At 46.4% G+C, this 261-nt stretch carries 1 protein-coding gene; it reads left to right on the top strand.

Going from position 1 to position 261, the window contains the following annotated elements:
• Window positions 1-14: 14 nt before the first annotated feature.
• The coding region (locus Q4528_RS14440) for a polysaccharide biosynthesis protein (RefSeq protein WP_368506729.1) at window positions 15-261 on the top strand (247 nt) is incomplete at its 3' end.

Genomic DNA, 261 nt, shown 5'->3' with positions numbered 1-261 from the left:
GTGCTGGTGGCTCTATCGGCTCAGAACTATGTCGTCAGATCCTACAATTTAGACCCGCTCGGTTATTGTTGGTAGAGCGCTCAGAAGTCGCTTTGTATCAAATTGAACGAGAACTTAAGGAGATGCGTGAGGCGCTGGCTTTAAATATCGATTTAGTCCCATTGATGATCTCTGTGCAGCACTTACCACGTTTGAGCGCGATGATGGAGGCAAGTAATGTTGATACGGTCTATCACGCCGCAGCTTATAAACATGTTCCTT

Origin of the sequence: Staphylococcus pasteuri, assembly GCF_030547725.1 — a bacterium.
GTDB classification, from domain to species: domain Bacteria; phylum Bacillota; class Bacilli; order Staphylococcales; family Staphylococcaceae; genus Staphylococcus; species Staphylococcus pasteuri.
The sequence above is the reverse complement of the archived record's forward strand: the minus strand, read 5'-3'. Positions and strand labels throughout refer to the sequence as shown.